The sequence below is a fragment of the Aequorivita echinoideorum genome (assembly GCF_018476645.1).
GTDB classification, from domain to species: domain Bacteria; phylum Bacteroidota; class Bacteroidia; order Flavobacteriales; family Flavobacteriaceae; genus Aequorivita; species Aequorivita echinoideorum.
Genome location: NZ_JAHCTB010000004.1, coordinates 346,952 through 367,393 on the forward strand (window position 1 = coordinate 346,952; position 20,442 = coordinate 367,393).

Annotated in this window: 17 protein-coding genes; 8 read left to right on the forward strand and 9 right to left on the reverse strand. The window is 39.9% G+C overall.

Annotated features, from left to right (window positions below):
* The first annotated feature begins 27 nt into the window (after nt 1–27).
* The 4 genes from KIV10_RS10925 to KIV10_RS10940 all read left to right on the forward strand — a co-directional run bounded on the left by KIV10_RS10925 (nt 28) and on the right by KIV10_RS10940 (nt 3,174).
* Complete coding sequence (locus KIV10_RS10925; RefSeq protein WP_214113584.1) at nt 28–978, forward strand: isopenicillin N synthase family dioxygenase; 951 nt, start codon at nt 28–30, stop codon at nt 976–978.
* Nucleotides 979–1,023: 45 nt separating this feature from the next.
* Nucleotides 1,024–1,353, forward strand: a complete 330-nt coding sequence (locus tag KIV10_RS10930) for a translation initiation factor (protein WP_214113586.1) — start codon at nt 1,024–1,026, stop codon at nt 1,351–1,353.
* A gap of 78 nt (nt 1,354–1,431) precedes the next feature.
* Nucleotides 1,432–2,307, forward strand: coding sequence for a nucleoside phosphorylase (locus KIV10_RS10935; RefSeq protein ID WP_214113588.1), 876 nt, complete (start codon nt 1,432–1,434; stop codon nt 2,305–2,307).
* Complete coding sequence (locus KIV10_RS10940) at nt 2,308–3,174, forward strand: substrate-binding domain-containing protein (protein ID WP_214113590.1); 867 nt, start codon at nt 2,308–2,310, stop codon at nt 3,172–3,174.
* Between the two features lie 199 nt (nt 3,175–3,373).
* Here the strand turns inward: KIV10_RS10940 and ung are convergent, their stop codons facing one another.
* Nucleotides 3,374–4,039 carry a uracil-DNA glycosylase gene (gene ung / locus KIV10_RS10945; RefSeq protein WP_214113592.1) on the reverse strand — a complete coding sequence of 222 codons (666 nt, stop codon included), beginning with the start codon at nt 4,037–4,039 and terminating at the stop codon, nt 3,374–3,376.
* Nucleotides 4,040–4,088: 49 nt separating this feature from the next.
* Here ung and KIV10_RS10950 point away from each other — a divergent pair, with 49 nt between their 5' ends.
* Both KIV10_RS10950 and KIV10_RS10955 read left to right on the forward strand, forming a co-directional pair.
* Nucleotides 4,089–6,248, forward strand: a complete 2,160-nt coding sequence (locus KIV10_RS10950; RefSeq protein WP_214113593.1) for an endonuclease MutS2 — start codon at nt 4,089–4,091, stop codon at nt 6,246–6,248.
* A gap of 94 nt (nt 6,249–6,342) precedes the next feature.
* The gene (locus KIV10_RS10955) at nt 6,343–6,744 is read left to right on the forward strand and encodes a thiol-disulfide oxidoreductase DCC family protein (protein ID WP_214113595.1); all 402 of its coding nucleotides are present in this window, start codon (nt 6,343–6,345) and stop codon (nt 6,742–6,744) included.
* Nucleotides 6,745–6,747: 3 nt separating this feature from the next.
* Here KIV10_RS10955 and KIV10_RS10960 read toward each other — a convergent pair whose 3' ends face one another.
* The 4 genes from KIV10_RS10960 to aroC form a co-directional block, all read right to left on the reverse strand.
* Complete coding sequence (locus tag KIV10_RS10960; protein WP_214113597.1) at nt 6,748–7,536, reverse strand: hypothetical protein; 789 nt, start codon at nt 7,534–7,536, stop codon at nt 6,748–6,750.
* Nucleotides 7,537–8,040: 504 nt separating this feature from the next.
* On the reverse strand, nt 8,041–8,553 hold the full coding sequence (locus KIV10_RS10965) for a flavodoxin family protein (RefSeq protein WP_246516271.1): 513 nt from the start codon (nt 8,551–8,553) through the stop codon (nt 8,041–8,043).
* A gap of 50 nt (nt 8,554–8,603) precedes the next feature.
* Nucleotides 8,604–10,049, reverse strand: a complete 1,446-nt coding sequence (locus tag KIV10_RS10970) for a dicarboxylate/amino acid:cation symporter (protein ID WP_214113599.1) — start codon at nt 10,047–10,049, stop codon at nt 8,604–8,606.
* A 78-nt stretch (nt 10,050–10,127) separates the two neighbouring features.
* A complete protein-coding gene (gene aroC / locus KIV10_RS10975) occupies nt 10,128–11,192 on the reverse strand; it encodes a chorismate synthase (protein WP_214113601.1) in 1,065 nt (354 codons plus the stop codon).
* 172 nt (nt 11,193–11,364) lie between these two features.
* Here aroC and KIV10_RS10980 point away from each other — a divergent pair, with 172 nt between their 5' ends.
* Nucleotides 11,365–12,201, forward strand: a complete 837-nt coding sequence (locus KIV10_RS10980; protein WP_214113822.1) for a UDP-2,3-diacylglucosamine diphosphatase — start codon at nt 11,365–11,367, stop codon at nt 12,199–12,201.
* Here the strand turns inward: KIV10_RS10980 and KIV10_RS10985 are convergent.
* Entirely contained in the window at nt 12,198–15,116 is a 2,919-nt protein-coding gene (locus KIV10_RS10985) for an FAD-binding and (Fe-S)-binding domain-containing protein (protein WP_214113603.1), read from the reverse strand. The two genes, KIV10_RS10980 and KIV10_RS10985, sit on opposite strands and share 4 nt — an antisense overlap.
* 140 nt (nt 15,117–15,256) lie before the next feature.
* On the opposite strand from KIV10_RS10985, the gene KIV10_RS10990 reads away from it, so the two are divergent.
* Nucleotides 15,257–15,757 (forward strand): hypothetical protein, encoded by a 501-nt coding sequence (locus KIV10_RS10990; RefSeq protein ID WP_214113605.1) that lies wholly within the window; start codon nt 15,257–15,259, stop codon nt 15,755–15,757.
* Nucleotides 15,758–15,834: 77 nt separating this feature from the next.
* On the opposite strand, the gene bshA is transcribed toward KIV10_RS10990, so the two are convergent.
* Genes bshA through KIV10_RS11005 form a run of 3 tightly spaced genes read right to left on the reverse strand, consistent with a single transcriptional unit; the run spans nt 15,835 to nt 20,441 of the window.
* Entirely contained in the window at nt 15,835–16,974 is a 1,140-nt protein-coding gene (gene bshA, locus KIV10_RS10995) for an N-acetyl-alpha-D-glucosaminyl L-malate synthase BshA (protein ID WP_214113607.1), read from the reverse strand.
* Nucleotides 16,975–17,021: 47 nt separating this feature from the next.
* Nucleotides 17,022–19,952, reverse strand: coding sequence for a glycoside hydrolase family 3 N-terminal domain-containing protein (locus KIV10_RS11000; RefSeq protein ID WP_246516272.1), 2,931 nt, complete (start codon nt 19,950–19,952; stop codon nt 17,022–17,024).
* A gap of 3 nt (nt 19,953–19,955) precedes the next feature.
* Nucleotides 19,956–20,441: an ABC transporter ATPase gene (locus tag KIV10_RS11005; protein ID WP_214113609.1), complete on the reverse strand. Its 486-nt coding sequence runs from the start codon at nt 20,439–20,441 to the stop codon at nt 19,956–19,958.
* Between the last annotated feature and the right edge of the window lies 1 nt (nt 20,442).

Consider the following 20,442-nt stretch of genomic DNA (forward strand, 5'->3'; position numbering starts at 1 on the left):
TATCTTTGTAGCCTAAAATAAAATGCTATGAACAATATCCCAAGTGTGGATCTGGCCGATTTCCTTTCAGATGATCCACAACGCAAGCAAAAATTTGTAAACGAAATTGGTAAAGCATACGAGGAAATTGGTTTTGTTTCCCTAAAAAACCATTTTCTTAGCGATCAATTGGTTGATGAACTTTATAAAGAAATCAAGAATTTTTTTGATCTTCCCCTGGAAACAAAGAAAAAATATGAAATTGAAGGTCTAGGTGGCCAGCGTGGATATGTTTCGTTCGGAAAAGAGCACGCTAAAGGAAAGAAGGAAGGCGATTTAAAAGAATTTTGGCATTTTGGGCAGGAGCCTACGGAAGATGCAAACCTTTCAGAAAAATATCCCAAAAATGTTCAAGTAAAGGAACTTCCAGATTTCAACCATACAGGCATGGAAGCCTACCGAATGCTTGAGAAAACCGGGATCTACGTGCTTCGGGCTCTGGCATTATATATAGGTCTCGATGAAAATTATTTTGATTATTGGGTTTCAAACGGAAACAGCATTTTGCGCCCTATCCACTACCCTCCCATTACTGAGGAGCCAAAAGGCGCAGTACGGGCAGGTGCTCACGGAGACATAAATTTGATTACACTTTTAATGGGTGCTTCAACCGGCGGACTTCAAGTATTGCGGAAAGATGGCGAATGGATTGATGCCATCCCGCAGGAAGATGAGCTGGTTATAAATGTGGGAGATATGCTGGAAAGGCACACAAACAACAAACTGCGCTCCACAATCCACCGAGTCGTAAATCCACCAAAGGAGGAATGGGGCAATCCGCGGTATTCGATCCCTTTCTTTATGCACCCACGCGGCGATATGAAATTGAATTGTCTGGAAGAATGTATTGACGCCGATCATGAAAAAGCCTATGAGGATATCACTGCCGGCGATTTTTTACACCAACGTTTGGTAGAGATTGGACTTATAAAAAAATAGGCAGTACACTATAGCAATTTGCAGTTAACCATAGCATATTAAATTTTGAAATCTTTAGAAGACCAGCTAAAAAATCTTTTTCCCGACCACGAATCCGAACCGGAAGTTGAAAATAATGAACAACCAACTATTTGGCTACAGGAGGAACCGCTTCTTTGCAAATATGAAAAACGAAAAGGAAAGCCCATCACCATTATTGAAGGTTATGCAGGCGCAGATTCCGATTTTAAAATTTTAGCGAAGGAAATAAAGCAATTGCTAAGTGTTGGTGGTAGTTTTAAAAATGAGCAGATAATAATTCAAGGGGATTATCGTGACAAAATTATGGCTTTTTTGAAGGAAAAAGGTTTTAAAGTGAAGCGCGTTGGAGGTTGAAAATAGTTCCAGTTTTCAGTCTAAAAAAAATAAACATTTAAACCCATAAACTTATAAACCCTTTTCAAAACTTAAAATTTGAAATCTAAAACCCTTTCTCCCAGCGAATTAATATTAAACCCAGACGGCAGTATTTACCACCTAAATTTATTGCCGGAACAACTTGCGGATACAATTATAACAGTGGGCGATCCGGATCGGGTTGGTGCGGTTTCAAAGTATTTTGATACCATTGAATTTGAAGTTCAAAAAAGGGAATTCAAAACCCACACGGGAACAATAAATGGCAAACGTATAAGTGTAATTTCCACAGGAATTGGCACCGATAATATTGATATTGTTTTCAATGAACTCGATGCTCTAAAAAATATCGATTTTAAAACCAGGACGGTTAAAAATGAATTGACCTCCCTTGAAATTATTCGCATCGGAACATCCGGCGCGATTCAACCGGAGATTGAGATTGATAGTTTTATGATTTCTGAAAAAGCGATTGGGTTTGACAGTTTGCTTCATTTTTATGGGGATATTTCTTTTTGCGAGGAAGCTTTTTCTGAAGCATTTATTTCACAAAGTAATTGGAATCCAAAAAAATCAAAACCGTACGTTGTTTCCGCAGATGAAAATCTTTTAGAAAAATTTTCTTCAGAAAAATTCATTAAGGGAATTACCGCTACCAATGTAGGATTTTATGGGCCACAGGGCAGAACGCTGCGCCTTTCGCTTGAAGATGAAACGATGAATGAAAAAATAAGGAATTTTCGCTTCCGCGGAAAAGCAATCACAAATTTGGAAATGGAAACCTCCGGAATTTACGGAATGGCAAAATTGCTTGGGCACCGTGCCATTTCGCTGAATGCTATTTTGGCAAATAGAGCTAATGGCACATTCAGCAAAAACCCTGAAAAAACCATTGATTCATTAATAAAATCCACACTGGAAATAATTTCATAAATGAAAAATTTCATCATCGGCGGGGTGCCGGAACATTTCAATTTGCCTTGGTACATCGCACTCCGCGATAAAAAATTCAATGAAAAAGGGATTAATCTCCGCTGGAAGGATTACGCTGGCGGAACCGGACAAATGAACCGCGCCCTTCGCGAAAAGGAAATTGATATGGCCGTAATCCTCACCGAAGGAATGGTTCGCGATATTATTAACGGTAACGAATCCAAAATTGTTCAAGTTTTTGTGAAATCGCCGTTGCTGTGGGGAATTCATGTGGCGGCAAATTCAGATTATCAAACGGTTGCAGATTTAAAAGGGACTGATGCAGCCATAAGCAGATACGGTTCGGGTTCGCATTTAATGGCCTTTGTAAATGCCGAAAATCTGGAATGGGATTTAAAAAACGATCTTAAATTTAAGGTAATACAAGATTTGGACGGAGCTTTAGAAGGTTTGCCAAAAGGAAATGGCGATTATTTTATGTGGGAAAAATTTATGACAAAACCCCACGTGGATAATGGAACATTTCGTTTGGTGGGCGAATCCCCTACTCCGTGGCCAAGTTTTGTAATCGCTGTAAGAAATGATATTTTGGAAAATGAATCTGAATGCGTGAAAACAATTTTGGAGATTATAAATGAGATTACTTCAGACTTTAAAAATATTCAACATATTGACGAAATGATTTCAAGGCGGTACGGGATACAAATTGAAGATGTGCGCGAGTGGCTCTCCCTGACTGACTGGAGCGACCGACAATTGACATCAAAAGAACTGGAAAATATACAGCAAAAGCTTCTGGAATTGGATTTAATTAAAAATAAAGTACAGGAATCCAGCATTTTATATAATTTCCAAAAAAAATCTTAATTATTACGCAACCTCAACGCTACCCTTGCATCTTATAGACATAAAACCAATAGTTATGACTACATTTTTAATCGTTTTGGGAGCGTTGTTGGTAACAAACTTTTTGTTATTGCAGTTTAGCTGCAACGATGCTACCGAACCCGAAGTACCGGAAGAAGAATAGAAAATCCCTCCCCATTTTTCTATTCTTTTTATTTTTTTACCATTCAATTGGCTTCTTGCCATTTTCCTCCAAATATTCATTCGCCTTACTGAAGTGTTTGTTGCCAAACCAATACCCCCTATTTGCCGCTAGTGGTGAAGGATGTCCGCTTTCCAGAATTTTATGTTTTGAAGCATTTATTTTAGCGCCTTTCTTTTTTGCAGGGCCGCCCCAAAGCATAAAAACCAAACCGTTTTTTTCATCAGATAATTTTTCAATAACCGCATCGGTAAATTGTTCCCAACCTTTATTGTGGTGGCTCCCCGCTTGATGTGCGCGTACTGTCAGCGTAGAATTCAACAATAAAACACCCTGTTTTGCCCAACGCTCCAAGTTCCCGGAATTTGGGATTGGCGTTCCCAAATCGGTCCATATTTCCTCAAAGATATTTTTTAAAGACGGCGGGATTGCAACACGATCCGCCACAGAAAAACACAATCCATTGGCCTGACCCGGTCCGTGGTACGGATCCTGCCCTAATATCAAAACTTTCACATCTTCAAAAGGAGTATGGTTGAATGCTGAAAATATCTGCTTTCCCGGTGGAAAACATTTGGTAGATGTATATTCAGATTTCACAAATTCCACTAAATTTTTGAAGTAGGGTTTTTCAAATTCATCTTTCAAAATAGCTTTCCAACCCGGCTCAATTGTTACTTGCATATTGCTTACTTTTGTATTCCTGAAAAGTAAAATTAACTGAAATAAACGGATGCCCCGTATAGATAACAAAACTTTAGAAGATCTCGAATTTCCCTCGGTGCTCACGCAGGTTGCGCAGTTTTGTGTTACCGAACCAGGGCGTGAAAATGTACTTTCCATACAGCCATTCCACGAGTTTGATGAAATACTGCCCGAACTGGAACGCGTAAAGGAATTTACGGCTTCTTTTGATGGCGAAAATAAAATCCCTAATCACGGATTTGATCCTATTTTTAGGGAACTTCGCCTTTTGGAAATTGAAAACAGTACCTTAGAAATTTCGGGTTTTCGAAAAATTCTTACTATTTCCGAAACTACCCGCATCCTTCAAAAATTCTTTAAGAAATACGAGGAATTTTATTTTCATCTCAACTCATTTTCTGAAGAAGTAAATTATACTTCACTTATTTCCGAGGAAATCAATAAAAAAATTGACAAATACGGCGAAATAAAAGATGAAGCTTCCAATGAATTGGGAACCATCCGTCGCCGACTGAATTTGGTGAAGGGAAAAATCAACTCTTCATTTTCACGTGCGCTTTCACATTATTCACAGAGCGATTACTTGGATGAAATTCGGGAATCGGTTGTGGAAAATAGGCGTGTACTTGCCGTAAAGGCGATGCACCGCAAAAAAGTCCGCGGTGCGGTTTTGGGGAGTTCAAAAACGGGTAGTATTGTTTACATTGAACCACAAGAAACGCTGGAATATGCTAACGAACTTAGTAATTTAATTTACGAAGAAGACGAGGAAATAAAGCGAATTTTAAAAGCATTGACCGAATTTATCCGGCCGCACAGCGAATTAATTTCCAGCTATCAGGAATATTTGATTGCGATGGATGTGCTGTACGCAAAGGCCAAATATGCACTAAATATAAACGGAGTTTTGCCGATAATTTCTTCTGAGAAAAGAATTTCCTTACTAAAAGCATTTCACCCGCTGTTATTGGTTTCGAACAACAAAAGAAAAGAAAAAACTTTTCCGCAGAGCATTGAATTGGTTCCCGAAAAACGCATTATCGTGATTTCCGGTCCAAACGCCGGCGGAAAAAGTATTACGTTGAAAACCGTTGGGCTTCTGCAGGTTATGCTTCAAAGCGGATTGCTCATCCCAGTAAATCCGCAGAGTGAGGTTTATTTTTTCAAAAGAATTCTTACCGATATTGGTGATAACCAATCCATCGAAAACCATTTAAGTACCTATAGTTATCGATTGAAAAAGATGAATCAATTTCTGAAAAAGTGCAACAAGAACACGCTTTTTCTCATAGATGAATTTGGAACCGGAAGCGACCCGGAACTGGGCGGCGCTTTGGCGGAGACATTTTTGGAAGTGTTTTACGAGCGCGAAGCTTTTGGGATAATCACAACACATTACACGAATTTAAAACTGTTGGCAAATGAGCTTCCGCACGCCATCAACGCGAATATGCAATTTGACAGTAAATCTTTGGAACCGTTATACCAACTGCATTTGGGCGAAGCCGGAAGCAGCTATACTTTTGAGGTGGCGCAGAAAAATGGGATTCCGTATAGTTTGATCAATAAAGCGAAAAAGAAAATAGAGCGCGGCAAGGTTCGGTTTGACAAGACCATTGCGAACCTGCAACGCGAGCGCAGCAACCTTCGGAAAACTTCAGAATCCTTAAAATCTGAAGAACAAAAAGCACGGATGGAGAGCAAACAACTGGAAGAAGTGAATGCGCGCGTTCAGGAAAAACTGGAAAGCTATCAGGAATTGTTTGATGCCAACCAAAAACTCATCAGTTTGGGTAAAAAGGTGGATATTCTTTCAGAAAAATATTTCAACAATCGCCAAAAAAAGCAATTGATCGATGAGCTGATGAAACTGGTGATGGTTGAAAACAGCAAAAGGAAAAAATTGGCCCCAAAAGTAAAAAAGGCAGTTAAAGCCAAAGAAAAAGAGGTAATCAAAGAGGTTGAGCAAAAGGTAGAAGTAATCCGCGAACGAAAGAAAGAGGAAAAGGAGAAAGCAAAAAAACTTCCGCCACCAAAACCAAAAGTCGCATTAAAAATTGGAGATAGGGTTCGAATGATTGATGGCCGCGCGATTGGCACGATTGATACCATTGAAAAAAATAAAGCAATCGTAAACTACGGAATGTTTACTACTAATGTAAGTTTGGAAGAACTTGAGAAAGTATAGCCCCTCTGCCTCCGGCATCTCCCCGAAGGGAAGAAAGTATGAACCTAAATGTGCAAAAATACCGCTTGGCGACTTTGCGTCAAGATATTGAAAAATGAAAGATAATTACAAAATAATCCTCTTCGATGGTGTTTGCAACCTTTGCAACGGCGCTATTACTTTCATAATTAAACGAGATAAAAAGAACAGCTTCAAATTCGCCGCGCTTCAAAGCGAAATTGGGCAACAATTGATTTCAAAATTCAATATTGATACCCAAAAGGTGGATTCCATTATTTTGATTGACGGCGAAAAATACTACGAAAAATCATCTGCGGCGCTTCATATTTCAAAAGAACTTTCCGGCGCCTATCCCCTCCTCTTTGGATTTATGGTGGTGCCAAAATTCATCAGAAATTCGGTGTATGATTACATTGCCAAAAACCGCTTCAAATGGTTTGGCAAAAAGGAAAGCTGTATGATCCCCACTGCAGAGTTGAAGGCTAAGTTTTTGTAATCTTTAATTAATATTCTGCCCAGCATTTAAACTTTCTGGAGATGCGGTTGCGGGGGCAGACCACGTAAAATGGCTACATTGATTTCCTGTTCCTATTAATTGTAAAGAATTTCCCGTAGGAGTTAGGTCACTTTCCGAATATCCAATATCGATAGATGAAGCCCCCTGGGCTGGCCCATTGCTTGCTGAAAACGCACCTTCATAGCTTATAAATTGTAGAATTTGGTTATTGGAAGTTTTTACCAATGCTATTCCATCCGGCGACCCATTCTGGATGTTAGGTCTTGTAAAACCCAACGCGCCATAACTATTGCTTTCATTGTCGATAATTCCAGATAACTGGAAAGAATCATAAGAAGTTCCATCGGCACCGTTATATAAAATTATTCTATAACCGTTTAAATCCAAACCCGCTGGACCAGCAATTTCAACAAATTCACCACTATCGGTACCAATGTTGTCATAATGAAATTCGTTTATCCAAGGTTCTATTGGAATTGAATTGAGACATTGTACACTTTCCCAATGGCTTCCATCCCACATTTGAAGACAACCAATAGATTTTACAAACACCATCAACCCAACATCCGCCGCGGTAACAGCGATAGCATCCCGCGCCGAAACGTTGGGAACGCGCGGGGGCATAAAACCCAGATACGGACCGTTGCCATCAGTCTGGCTGCTTACCTCGAGCATCGCCGCCGCGCTGGGATTTGTGGTGCCTATACCCACTTGGGCAGAAAGGATACATACGGTAAGACCAAAAATTACGGAAAGGATAATATGCTTCATAGCTATAGATTTTAATCGTAGCTAAGCAGTTTTGAAAGTAGGTAGATTGGGTCTAACTATTTAAGGGGGAGTGCACTAAAGTAATGAACTTTTTGACACGCCCTACAATGCACGCAACTAATTTTGAATACCAAAAGTAGGTTCGCCATGTAAATTGTGGATTATGGATGTATTAAGAATAGCATTCCAACACGTCCGGGACGTGTTTAGGTACGTAAGTGGACGTATATTTATAGGTCTGGGACGTGTACAGATACGTGGGGTAACGTATAATTATACATAAGTGGACGTAATTTATACGTGTGGGATGTGTTTAGGTACGTCAAATGAAGTATAATAATGGGTCTCTGGATACCGTGGAAGGCTTTTTCAATAGCATTAATAGATTTGGCGACGTTTATGTATATAGAAAGTTGCGTGTTTGCGTGCGAGGATTTTCCGAAGGAAAATCAGATGCTAGCAAACAAAGCAACTAACATTGGTTAAGGATAAAACTAGCAATTTTTATATACGGTGTTGTGGTGCGTTTTTTTCTATATACTGCATAAATTCAAATATTTTTTCCGTTTCGATTTTATCTTGGAAAGTATGCAAGTTTGTTATATAATTCATTCCTAAATATTCAGCTGATTTTTTAAAAGGAAGCCAAAAATTGTCTTCTAAATTGTCTCCATTCGAGCAACTTATAACAGCCATATGTTTATTGCGTAATTTACGTCCAATATCCTTTTCTATTCGCAGTAAATCAGTCAGTCTATCAAAAAACACTTTCATAATTCCGCTCATTGAATACCAATAAACAGGCGTTGCAAAAATCAAAACATCGTAATTGTCAGTAATTCTTTTTATCAAGTCGATGTAATCATCATTTCTGTTTAAATGGTCATAGTCAAAATGAGAAATATTAAAATCAGTCAAATCAATTAAGTCCCAGCCAGATATCCGTATCAGTTCGTTAACGATTTTTTTTGTTTCACCATTCTTTCTTGAACTACCTAAAATTATTACTTTCTTCAATATTCAGTATTTTTCTCAAATGCACCACAACAAATAAATATTAAACAACCCTAAGACTCCACCCCAAAAGTCTCCGAGGGATCTTCCTTTTCATTATAGCGTAGCATCCCTTCGCCATTGGCAATGATGGTAGATACCGTGGCATCTCCCGTTACGTTTACTACCGTTCTAAACATATCCAGTATTCTATCCACAGGAAAAATAATGGCAATCCAAGCCGGGTTTAACCCAACAGATTCCAGTACAATAATAAGCATCACCAAGCCCGCGCTGGGTACCGCCGCAGAACCAATGGATGCCAGCGTGGCCGTAAGTACAATGGTAAGTTGCTGGCCCAGGGTTAAATCTATCATATGCAATTGTGCCAAAAACACCACGGCAACGGCCTGGTATAAACACGTTCCGTCCATATTCACGGTAGCGCCTATGGGCAGTACAAAACTGGTAATCTTTTTATCCACGCCCAGATTTTCCTCCACACATTCCATAGTTACCGGGAGCGTGGCGGCACTACTCGAGGTAGAAAATGCGAGTGTCTGTGCGGGGCTCATCGCCTTAAAGAATCCCAGATACGGTATTTTTCTCACGAACAATTTTAAAATCAAGGGATAAATAATAAAGATCATCAGCATCAACCCCAAAAATACGGTAAGCGAATACCAGCTCAATCCTTTAAAAATTTCGTACACCTTGCCAATGTCGTCTCCCGCCATTTTGCTAACAACGCCCGCCAATAGAGCGAACACAAAGAAGGGTGCGGCCTGCATAACCAAGTCTACCATTTTTAGAAAAACCTCCATCACACTATCCATAAAAACGGTGACAGGATGTGATTTTTCATTGGGGATAAACAAGAGGCAGACCCCAAAAAACAGCCCAAAAAAGATGATCTGCAACATCAGCCCATTATCTGAAAGCGAATAGAAGAAATTCTCCGGCACCATATCTACAAGGGGTTGTAGCGGCGTGGCTTCCCGGGTCTGTTCTGCAGTCTTCATCTTCTCTGAGACTGAGGCATCCTTCAATTCCCCTTTGGAAAGATCGGTAATTCGCTGTGCGCGCTCAAAAAATTCAGGTTCCTGCAAATAATTAATGCCATCCTTAATTTGGTAGCCCTCAGCGGCGGCCCAAACCTCGTAACTTATCCGGTTATCGATTCGGCTTTGCTCGTCCACCAGTTTTCCTGGTTTTATCACATTTACCAAGACCAATCCCAATCCAACCGCAAACAGCGTGGTAAGCAAATACGCGCCAAGGGTCTTCCCTCCCATTCTTCCCAAGCTGGACGGATCACCAATATTTGCCACGCCACTAATAATGGAAACCAAAACCAGCGGAACGGCAATCAATTTCAGCAGATTGATAAAAATGGTTCCAAAGGGCGCAATCCAATTAATGGTGAACTCACTCCAACCCAGCTGGCTGGAAAGTATGGCCCATACAATCCCCAAAATCAAACCGATAATTATTTTCCAGTGAAGTGCAAGTTTTTTCATTTTTAGATTTTAGATTTTAGGTTTTAGATTTGAGAATTGAGATTTGAGATTTGAGAATTTAAATTTGAAATTTGTGATTTAGAATTTTGAAACCTTACCTATCAACCAATAGTCCGCTAAAACCAGCGCGGCCATAGCTTCAACAATCGGCACGGCACGCGGCACTACGCACGGGTCATGTCTTCCTTTCCCTTCTGCTTCGGCTTTTTTTCCTGCACTGTCTATGGTTTCTTGTTTCTGCATAATTGTAGCAACGGGTTTAAAGGCAACATTAAAATATATGGTTTCGCCATTACTTATTCCGCCCTGAATTCCGCCGCTGTGGTTGGTTTTTGTGCTTCCATCTTCATTAAAAATATCGTTGTGCTCGCTGCCCTTCATTTTGGTGCCGGCAAAACCGCTTCCATATTCAAAACCTTTCACCGCATTAATGGAAAGCATCGCCATGCCCAGCGCTGCGTGCAGTTTGTCAAAAACGGGTTCGCCCAACCCAATCGGTACATTTTCAATTACGCATGTTATTTTTCCACCTACGGTATCGCCCTCTTTTCGTATTTCCTTGATGAATTTTTCCATTTTTGAAGCCGTCTCGGCATCGGCGCACCGAACGGGATTTTTTTCTATTTCTGAAAAATCCAATTCAGAAAAATGTTTCTTCAATTCTATAGCTCCCACGGCTGAAACATAGGCCGTGATTTTTACATCTTTCAACAATTGTTTTGCGATGGCGCCGCCCACAACACGGCAGGCGGTCTCACGCGCGGAAGAGCGTCCCCCACCACGATAATCACGCACTCCATACTTTTTATCGTAGGTAAAGTCGGCGTGTGAGGGGCGGTAAATATTTTTTATATGATTATAATCGGCACTTTTTTGGTTTATATTTTCTATAGTGAAGCCAATGGGCGTTCCGGTAGTTTTTCCTTCAAAAATGCCTGAAAGAAAGGTTACTTCATCTGCTTCCTTTCGCTGTGTAACAATTTTGGATTGGCCGGGTTTTCGGCGTTGCATTTCTGCATTTATTGCTTCAAAATCTAGTTGCAATCCTGCCGGGCAGCCCTCAAGTATTCCGCCAATGGCCGGCCCGTGGGATTCACCGAATGTGGTAAGTTTAAAAATTTTTCCGAAGGAATTGCCTGCCATTAGTGCGTTTTCAACAAATGTAAATGATTGCGCCGAAATTTTAAAATAAACCGCTGCCTTAATATTGCCGAAACAATTATTTGCAGAAATAACATTTTTTCCGAAATTCTATAACATTGGCGTAAAGTCAATTAAACCAATTTTATTGATTTTTGAAGCAAAACGAACAAACTTGGGAAGAAAGGTTGAAGTTGTTGTAATTTCAGACATACATTTGGGAACGTACGGTTGCCACGCAAAGGAAGTCCTTAAATATTTAAATTCAGTAAAACCCAGAAATCTGGTGCTGAATGGCGATATAATCGATATTTGGCAATTCAGAAAAAGCTATTTCCCAAAATCCCATTTTTTGGTCATTAAAAAAATCCTCGCCCTCGCCGCAAAAGGTACAAAGGTCTATTACATAACCGGAAACCACGATGAAAACCTTCGCAAATTTAGCGGGACGGCTATGGGCAATTTTCAGATTATAGATAAGCTTGTGCTTCATTTGGATGGAAAAAAAGCGTGGTTTTTTCACGGTGATGTTTTTGATGCCTCCATCCAGCACGCCAAATGGATTGCAAAGTTAGGTGGCTGGGGTTACGATTTGTTGATTCTTTTGAACAGGCTTATCAATTATTTTTTGGTAAAAATGGGACGCGAAAAATATTCGCTATCCAAAAAAATAAAGAACAGCGTAAAAAGCGCCGTAAAATTTATAGATAATTTTGAAAAAACCGCAACAGATTTGGCTATCGATAATGATTTTGACTATGTGGTTTGTGGCCACATTCACCAGCCTTGCATCCGCAAAGTAAATAATGGCAAAGGCTCGTGCACCTATTTAAACAGCGGCGATTGGATTGAAAATCTTACCGCGTTGGAATATCACGATGAGCAGTGGACGCTCTACTCCTACCAAGAGCGCAAGCATTTGCTGGTTACCCAAGAAAAGGAAGTTGCCATCGAGGAAGTTGATATGAAGGATATGATTGCAGCTATGCGCACGTTTAAGGTCCTACCCTAACGTAAGGCATTTCGCAAAATAGTTACCGGATGCAAGGCTTCGCGCCCGGTTCCATCTTTTATCTGGTGCCTGCAGCTCGTCCCATTTGCGGCGATAATGGCAGTGGCACCCGATTTTCGGATTGTTGGAAAAAGTTTGAGTTCGCCAATTTTCATACTTACCTCGTAATGTTGCTTTTCATACCCAAAACTCCCCGCCATCCCGCAGCAACCTGATGGAATGATGGTGGGCGTGTAGTTTCTGGGAAGGTTCAAAATATCAAAAGTCACTTTTTGGTTACTCAATGATTTTTGATGGCAATGGGAATGGATTTTAATGGTTTTTTCTTTGGAAGTGAACTGGGACGCGGTAATTACGCCTTTTTTAATTTCCGAAGCAAGAAATTCCTCTATCAGAAAAGTATTTTTTGAAATTTCTTCTGCAGATTTTCTATCGGTTGCCAATCGTAAATATTCATCCCGAAACGAAAGTATAGCCGAAGGTTCAATGCCCAAAAGCGGTACTTTTTCTGAAATTTTCTCCTTTAAATATGCTATATTGTTATCGGCTTCCCACTTTGCTTCCTCCAAAAAACCTTTTGAGATTAGTGCTCGGCCACTGTCCAAATGTGTTATGACTTCAATATTATAGCCTAATTTAGATAAAAGCACAAAGGCATCGGCGGCAATTTCTGCTTCCAAATAATTACTGAATTCATCAACAAATAGCATCACTTTTTGTTGATTCTTATTTTTTTCAACTAATTGATAATTATTATTTTGAATCAATTTATCAAAACTCTTACTCGAAATCTTGGGAAGCGATCTTTTGGGATGTACATTCCCTATGTTTTTTATAATTTTTGAAGAAATAGAATTCCTATAAAATGCATTGGTAAGCTTCGGAAATTTGGAAGTATACTTGTTTAATTTTGTGCTTTTTGCAAAAATTGTATCAGCCATTGAAACCCCATTAGTTCTATTATATTGATATAAAAACTCAGCTTTGGCAGTACTCATATCTACATTGCTTGGGCATTCGCTGGCGCAGGCTTTGCAACTAATGCACAAATCAAAAACATTTTTCAGTTGCTGAGAATTAAATTTATTTGTCTCCTCATTATTGGTAAGAACTTCGCGCAGCGCATTTGCCCTGCCGCGCGTGGTGTCTTTTTCATTTTTCGTGGCGTGATAACTTGGACACATCGCGCCAAGCGCTTCTGGCGGTTTCCGGCAATCGCCACTGCCATTGCATTTTTCAGCTAGGCGAAGAATCCCCTCAGAATCGGAAAAATCGAATATGGTATTTATTTCCGGTTCTTTTCGGCCGGCTTCGTACCGCAGGGATTGATCCATTTTAAAAGCATCCACGATTTTCCCAGGATTAAAGATGTTTTCGGGATCAAAGGTGTTTTTGATTCGCTTTAAAAGTGAATAGTTTTTTTCGCCGATGAGCATCGGTATAAATTCAGCGCGCACAATCCCGTCGCCGTGTTCGCCAGAAAAAGATCCTCCGTATTTCTTGCAAAGTTTGGCAACTTCCGTGGTAATTTTTCTGAAATATTCCACACCTTCTTTCTCCTTCAAATTTAAGATAGGTCGCAAATGAAGTTCTCCGGCTCCGGCGTGGGCATAATAGACCGCCTTTTGGTCAAAACGCGCCATCAATGCAGAAAATTCCTTGATGTAATTGGGCAAATCGTCCAGCGCAACCGCAGTATCCTCAATGCAAGCCACTGCCTTTTTATCGCCCACCATATTGCCTAAAAGACCAAGCCCAGCCTTGCGCAATTCCAGCGACATTTCAATTTCTTCTCCTCTGAGAACAGGTTTGCTGTAACTTAAGCCTGAAATTTCCAGGGAATTCAATAGCGCATCAATCTGTTTTTGAAGATCCGCTTCGCTGTGGCTTTTCAATTCCAGCAATAATAGGGCTTTGGGGTTTCCCTCTACAAAAAAGCGGTACGGCTCGTAGGTCTTGTTCTTTTTGGTACAATCCAAGATCACATCGTCCATCATTTCGCAAGTATGAAGATTGTGCTGCATTGCCACAATAACATCGTTTAGGCAGTTTTCCAGATTTTCATAATGTGCGGCAACAACTGCAGAAAAATTGGGTGGCAACGGATCGAGTTGGAGTGTAATTTCGGTGGTAAAAGCAAGCGTGCCCTCGCTTCCGCAGAGGAGTGAACACAAATTTATCTGCATTTCACTATCGGCAAAAACGGAATTATCCAGTAAGGCATCAACCGCATATCCGGTATTTCTCCTGTGAATTTCAGGTTTGGGGAATTCTTTCCAAATTTCTTTTCGAATTTCTTCAGAAGATAATTCAGCAAAAAGATTTTTATAGATTTTTCCTTCCAAAGAATTCAATTCCATTTTATTTAAAAAATCTTCTTTTGAAAGTGGCTCGAAAAGTACTTCTTCACCATTTGATAGCAAGGTTTTCAACTTTAGAACCTTATCGCGCGTTACGCCATGTTGTATAGACGTGGTGCCGCTGCTATTATTGCCTACCATTCCACCAATCATACATCTATTTGAAGTTGATGTATTCGGGCCAAAAAATAGATTATATTTCCGCAAAAATCTGTTGAGGTCGTCCCGAATTACACCCGGCTGCACCGTAACGGTCATTTGTTTTTTATCGAGCGAAATAATTTTGGTGAAATATTTTGAAACATCCACCACTATACCTTCGCCCACACATTGGCCAGCCAACGAAGTGCCCGCAGTTCGTGGAATAAGTGATGTTTTATTTTCTGAAGCAAAATGGATTAATTGTTTAATGCCATACTCAGTTTTGGGATATGCCACCGCAAGCGGAATTTTTTGATATACCGATGCATCCGTAGCGTACATCGCTGTGTGCAATGTATCGTAGTGGAATTCCCCGTCAAAAATACCTTTAAAATGTTGCAATAATTTTTCCATAGCAATATGTAAATGTAAAAAACCGAATCTATTTCTTTAACAAAAGTTTTTTAAAATCACTTCATTCGTTAGTATGCCTTTAACGCTGAGCGGCCAATAATAGTAATATTTTTACGCCATTAACAATTAACTTAAACTTTATGAAAAAACTCATTTTGACTTTAGTTGCAATTGCTGGATTTACCGCTCATGGTTTTTCACAGGAAATTGCGAAAAATGCCATCGGTTTGCGATTGGGTGATAGTGATGGTTTTGGTACTGAAATCAGTTATCAGCGCGCAGTAGGCTCTAATAACAATCGCTTGGAGTTTGATCTAGGCTGGCGCAGCAATAGAGATTTTGACGCTTACAAACTTACAGGCCTCTACCACTGGGTTTGGAACATTGACGGTGGTTTTAACTGGTATGCAGGTCCGGGTGCGGGAATTGCGCAGGTAGACTATGACAATGATTTTGATTTCCCCGGAAATGATTTTGACGGCAGCGAAACTTACGTTTTCCTAGCCGGAGATATAGGTATTGAATATAATTTTGATTTCCCGCTATTGATATCTTTGGATATTCGCCCAGAATTTGGGTTTGATAGATACGATGATGATTTAGATTTAGATATTGCCCTTGGGGTGCGTTATCAATTTTAAAAACATATAATTCAAATTGGAAAAGCCTTGCAGAATTGCAAGGCTTTTTTTATTTAAATAAAATTAATTGGTTGATATTAAATTTTTTCCTTCAGTGAATCAATTGCTTGGGAATATAATTTCTCATACAGCGGAACAATTTTTTTAGTATCAAAGACCCGTGCAGCTTCCACGGCTTGTTTTTTGAATTTCTTCAGAGTTTCATCTTCAGATAGAATTTTAAGTGCGTTTTCGGCCATTTCATCCACATTTCCAATGTCGCTTAAATATCCGCTGAAGCCCTCTTGGTTAACTTCAGAGAGCCCTCCCGTGTTACTGGAAATCACCGGAACCCCGCTCGCCATAGCTTCTAACGCAGCAAGACCAAAACTCTCTTTTTCTGAAGGAAGCAAAAACAAATCGCTGAAGCACAGTATTTTATCCACTTCACTACTATTTCCCATAAACAATACTTTGTTTTGGATGCCTTTCTGCCGGCAAAGTTTTTCACATTTTTCCTTTTCTGGCCCCTCACCCACCACTATTAGTTTTGCAGGGATTTTCTTCTGGATTCTATCAAATATTTCAATAACATCGGTCACGCGCTTCACTTTCCGAAGATTGCTCACGTGTGTAATGATTCGCTCCTCCTTTTCGGCCATCATTTCACGCTGACAGTCTGTGTAGGGTTTGTGGTATTTGGAAATATCAATAAAATTTGGAACTACATGAATTTCTTTTTGAATATCAAACAAGCGCAATGTATCCTCCTTTAAACTCGTTGAAACAGAGGTTACAACATCACTTTTATTAATGCTGAACGTCACCGCCGGTTTGTAAAATGGATGGTTGCCCACGAGCGTAATATCCGTTCCGTGAAGGGTTGTAACCATAGGTATATGAATATTTTCCTCCTCCAACATTTTTTTGGCCATATAGCCTGCGTATGCGTGGGGAATGGCATAATGTACGTGGAGCACATCTATTTGGTGGAGTTTTACCATATCTACGAGCTTACTCGAAAGCGCAAGTTCATAAGGCTGAAAATGAAAAAGTGGATACGTGGGAACTGAAACCTCGTGAAAGAAAATCTTACGCGAAAGAAGCTCAAGCTTTACAGGCTGTTTGTACGTAATAAAATGTACCTCGTGGCCATTTGCGGCAAGTGCAATCCCTAATTCCGTGGCCACAACCCCGCTTCCGCCGAAGGTTGGGTAACAAACTATTGCTATTTTCATTGTAAAATTTTCAAGTTCAAAGTTTCAGTTCTTCAAAAATTCTGAAATCAATAATCAATGGCATCGTAAATTGCCTGTTGGATTTCGCTTCGTAAATCACTTCGAATCAATTTTCGATTTTCAGCATCCGGGAATGTTCTATTCGATAGAAATACATACACAATTTCCTCTTCTGGGTCTGCCCAAGCCAAGGTACCGGTAAAACCGCTGTGACCAAAGCTTTCCATAGAGACGCAACCACAAGTGGGACCAGAGGTTCCCAATTGGGGCTTATCAAAACCAACCCCGCGCCTAACGCCCTTGCCACAGAAATAACATTTGTTGAAATCATCCATTACCTCTGGCTTAAAATACCGTTTTCCTCCGTAAAAACCTTTCCAAAGATACATCTGCATAATCTTCGCTATATCATTGCTGTTACTGAACAAACCTGCGTGGCCACTTACCCCGCCCATCATCGCGGCACCTTGGTCGTGAACGTAACCGTGGACTTTTTGCTTTCTGAAAATATTGTCAACTTCTGTAGGCGGAATATTATCTTTTGAGAATTTTTCCAAAGGTTGGTATGTGGTATAATTAGCTCCCAAGGATTCGTAAATGTTTTCTTGAACCACAATTTCCATGGGTTTTTGGAATTCCCGCTCAAAATATTGCTTTAAAATATAATACGGTAAATCGCTGTATTTATATTCCAATTTTGAGTTAAGGTCGCTATCACGAATTATTTTATAGATAGAATCTTGGTAATCCCTTCGCATATAGATATTTTCAGCTACCTGTACATTAAAATCCTTTCCGGGAATATCTGAATAATATTTGGGGGAAAGCGAACCTTTCTCGAGGGTTTTAGTATAAAATGGAATCCACGCCGGAAATCGGGCATAGTGCGATAGCATATCTTTTAAAGTAATTTTCGCTTTGTTTGAAGTTTTATACTCCGGAAGCATTTCAGAAAGTTTGGTGTTTAAATCCAATCGATCCTTATCTACCAGTTCCATTACAAGCGGAAGGCTCGCTAAAATTTTGGTAAGCGAGGCAACATCGTAAACATTGGTATCCGCAACTGGAATGGAATTCTTGTATTCGTGATGCCCAAAAGTTTTATTGTAAATTACCTTTCCTTTTCTGGCAACCAAAATCTGCGCTCCGGGAAACATTCCATCTTTTATGCCCATCATTGCAAGCGTGTCAATTTTATTCAATTTATGGCTGTTCATGCCCACGCTTTCTGGGGTTCCATATTGCAAACGCCGGAGGGATTTGGTTTGAAAACTGGTATGCAACGGAAAATCCCTACCCAAAGAAACCGGCAAAATACCCTTGGCCTCACGCGCTCCAAAAATAAGTTGGGCGGAGAGTTTTTGTGAAATCTCACTGTTTTGGTAAGACATAACCACTCCTTCAAAATTTGCGGTGGTTTTTAAATCCAACATCGCGTATGGTCGCGCAAAGACATCAAGAATTACCGTGTTTGTCCTTGCAATTTCATAAAGCCAGACCAATTCATTTTCAGAAAAACTGAAGGGTTTCCAAGGGTTTTCGTTCGATTTATGAAAACCAACTATCACGTAATTGTATTCTTTTAAAGCTTGTACGTAACCGTCAAGACTATTTTCTTTTACCCAATCGATTGCACCATATTTTCGTAATTCAGCCAAGAAAGTTTCGCCGCTATCATCTCCAAAATTTATATACGCAATCTTCTTTTTCTGAAGATCTTTTATGGGAAGTATTGCCCTATCGTTTTTTATTACCGTAAGTGCATTATCAAAGGCTTCTTCAGATAAGGCATCATCGTTAACTGTATTTAAATCATCAATCAAAAATGCTGTATCTACTGGTTTGTAATTGTTAAGACCCACTTTGTACTTGGCATATAGAATTTTTTTCACCGAAGTAGACAGGCGCGCTTCGGTAATAACGCCTTCACGGTAGGCATTGATGATCAATTGGGCTGCTTTTGGGATATTTTCTGAAATAAGAAGTACATCATTCCCTGCGAGAAATGCAGCGAGATCTATCTCTCCCGGAGATTTAAAATTGGAAGCACCCTTCATATTGAGGGCATCCGTAAAAATAAGTCCATTGAAGCCCAATTCGCCTTTTAGGATATCTGTCACTACTTTTTTGGAAAGTGAAGAAGGCAAATTGAACTGTTCCTCAAGCGAAGGCACATTTAAGTGGGCAACCATTACGCTGTTCAAACCTCCCTTTATTAACCTCTTATAAGGGTAAAGTTCAATGGTATCCAGTCTGCTTTTAGTGAAATCAACTGTTGGCAACGTTTTGTGGCTATCGCTTTCGGTATCACCATGTCCTGGAAAATGTTTGGCGCTGCCCAAGACTCCGGCACTCTGCATTCCTTTCATAAATGCCAACGCTTTTTCAGTCACGTTTTCGCGATCTTCACCAAAACTTCTGTTGCCAATTATGGGATTTTTGGGGTTTGTATTAATATCCACAACAGGAGCAAAATTGATGTGGACTCCAAGCCTTTTGGACTGTTCCCCAATTCGCTTACCAATTTTTTCTACAATCTTATTATCCTTAATTGCACCCAAAGTCATATTCCATGGGAAAGCGTATGTGGAATCCAGCCGCATAGCCAAGCCCCATTCCGCATCCATCCCAATCATCAAAGGTACTTTTGAAGCGGCCTGAAAATCGTTATTAATTTTTGCCTGCCGCAATGGTCCCCCTTTTGAAAAAATCACTCCTCCAATATAATTATTGGTGATATACCCCTTTATTTTTTCAATTTTCTCCGGCGGATCGCTTGAAAATAGATCGGCCATAAATAGCTGTCCCACTTTTTCCTCAAGTGAAAGACTTTCATAAATACTATCCACCCATTTTTTTTGGTTTTGATAATCCTTGCGGACAACAAGCGGATTTGTTTCTTGGGAAAAAGCAGAAACACTCAACAAAAACAATAGGCAACCCAACAGATTTTTCTTCATACGTAAAAGTTTACTCATATGTTATGACAAAAATCTACTGTGCCAGCTTTCGCTAGCGGGTACTTCCCAATTTTCGAGGTATTCTGCTTTGCTATTTACGAGGTTGTTGAAAACAATTGTATTTTTTGAGACCGAGCGATCTTTAGCCATTTTTCTGAAATCTGTCAATGGCTTATACGTAATGTAATCTCCCGAATAAAAAGTGACATTCATTTTATCCAGTAAATCTACATTGAATTTTTCCTGAAGGGATTGAATGAAGTGCACCGAAGCATCAATACTACATCCCGAAGCAGAAGCGTTAGCTTGATTAAGTCCAATAATTAAAAATCGATTGTACTTTATCTCAAATCCGGCTTCCAGTGCGGCACCGTGGGCTGTCCACTTTTCCAAGAATATTTCTGTTTCTTGAGTGATGTTTGCAACTTCATCATCACTTAACTTGCGGTTTGCCTGATAGATCCAAATTCTTGAATCATCCGGCAGGTTTTTAAAATCTGTCAGCATG

Bases quoted from the DNA above. Each gene is read 5' to 3' on its own strand.
- KIV10_RS10925 (WP_214113584.1), top strand. From the start codon at position 28: ATGAACAATATCCCAAGTGTGGATCTGGCCGATTTCCTTTCAGATGAT.
- KIV10_RS10940 (WP_214113590.1), top strand. From the start codon at position 2,308: ATGAAAAATTTCATCATCGGCGGGGTGCCGGAACATTTCAATTTGCCT.
- ung (WP_214113592.1), bottom strand. From the start codon at position 4,039: ATGCAAGTAACAATTGAGCCGGGTTGGAAAGCTATTTTGAAAGATGAA.
- KIV10_RS10950 (WP_214113593.1), top strand. From the start codon at position 4,089: ATGCCCCGTATAGATAACAAAACTTTAGAAGATCTCGAATTTCCCTCG.
- KIV10_RS10955 (WP_214113595.1), top strand. From the start codon at position 6,343: ATGAAAGATAATTACAAAATAATCCTCTTCGATGGTGTTTGCAACCTT.
- KIV10_RS10960 (WP_214113597.1), bottom strand. From the start codon at position 7,536: ATGAAGCATATTATCCTTTCCGTAATTTTTGGTCTTACCGTATGTATC.
- KIV10_RS10970 (WP_214113599.1), bottom strand. From the start codon at position 10,049: ATGAAAAAACTTGCACTTCACTGGAAAATAATTATCGGTTTGATTTTG.
- aroC (WP_214113601.1), bottom strand. From the start codon at position 11,192: ATGGCAGGCAATTCCTTCGGAAAAATTTTTAAACTTACCACATTCGGT.
- KIV10_RS10985 (WP_214113603.1), bottom strand. From the start codon at position 15,116: ATGGAAAAATTATTGCAACATTTTAAAGGTATTTTTGACGGGGAATTC.
- KIV10_RS10990 (WP_214113605.1), top strand. From the start codon at position 15,257: ATGAAAAAACTCATTTTGACTTTAGTTGCAATTGCTGGATTTACCGCT.
- bshA (WP_214113607.1), bottom strand. From the start codon at position 16,974: ATGAAAATAGCAATAGTTTGTTACCCAACCTTCGGCGGAAGCGGGGTT.
- KIV10_RS11000 (WP_246516272.1), bottom strand. From the start codon at position 19,952: ATGAGTAAACTTTTACGTATGAAGAAAAATCTGTTGGGTTGCCTATTG.
- KIV10_RS11005 (WP_214113609.1), bottom strand. From the start codon at position 20,441: ATGCTGACAGATTTTAAAAACCTGCCGGATGATTCAAGAATTTGGATC.